At 63.8% G+C, this 1,052-nt stretch carries 1 protein-coding gene; it reads right to left on the bottom strand.

Translation table 11 applies throughout. The features are described 5' to 3' along the window. Positions 1 to 1,019, bottom strand: a 1,019-nt coding sequence (locus AC1DM5_RS36475) for a heme lyase CcmF/NrfE family subunit (RefSeq protein WP_477976934.1), incomplete at its 3' end; no start/stop codon positions are given. Positions 1,020 to 1,052: the final 33 nt, after the last annotated feature.

Raw genomic sequence — 1,052 nt, 5'->3', positions numbered from 1 at the left:
CCGCCGGCCGACAGGAGGGGCGCGCGGAAGGCAAAGAGCGACAGCGCCCCGCCGATGAAGATCAAGAGGATGCAGAGAATGAAGACGCCGCGGCTCGGGTCGCTGGCAAAGGCATGCACCGAGGTCAGGACGCCGGARCGCACCAGGAAGGTGCCCATCAGCGACAGCGAGAAGGTGAGGATCGCCAGCAGCACCGTCCAGATCTTCAGCGCCTCRCGCTTTTCCATGACSAGCGCRGAGTGCAGMARTGCSGTRCCGGCAAGCCAGGGCATGAAGGAGGCATTCTCCACCGGATCCCAGAACCACCAGCCGCCCCAGCCGAGTTCGTAATAGGCCCAGTAGGAGCCCATGGCGATRCCAAGCGTCAGGAAGGTCCAGGCRGCCAGCGTCCAGGGCCGCACCCAGCGCGCCCAGGCGGCATCGATGCGGCCATCGAGRAGGGCAGCAACSGCAAAGGAGAAGCAGACSGAGAARCCGACATAACCGAGGTAGAGCAGCGGCGGATGGATGGCSAGSCCGATATCCTGCAGCACCGGGTTSAGRTCCTTGCCTTCGGCGGGGGCCGGATCGAGGCGGACGAAGGGATTGGAGGTCAASAGGATGAAGAGGATGAAGGCGACCGAGATCCAGGCCTGGACGGCGAGAACATTGGCCTTCAGCGTATCGGGCAGGTTGCGGCCGAAGACGGCGACCAGCGCGCTGAACAGCGCCAGGATCAAGAGCCAGAGCATCATCGAGCCCTCGTGATTGCCCCAGACGCCTGAGTACTTGTAGATCAGCGGCACCAGCGAATGCGAGTTCTCCCAGACATTCTGCACCGAGAAGTCGGAGACGACATGGGCATAGGTGAGCACGCCGAAGGAGAAGGCGACGAGGGCAAAGAGCAGGACGGAGCCGAGCGGGGCGACATCCATCATCGCCTGATCGCCGCGCCGCGCACCGATCACCGGCACGACCGACAGGACGATCGCGGTTGCGAGCGCCAGAACCAGCGCGTAATGGCCGATCTCGATGATCATGGTGTCGCCTTTGTCTCTTGCGCCTGGACTTCC

This window comes from Rhizobium sp. 01T437 (assembly GCF_056398505.1).
Note: the sequence above shows the minus strand (reverse complement) of the source record. Positions and strands in the feature narration are given on the sequence as shown.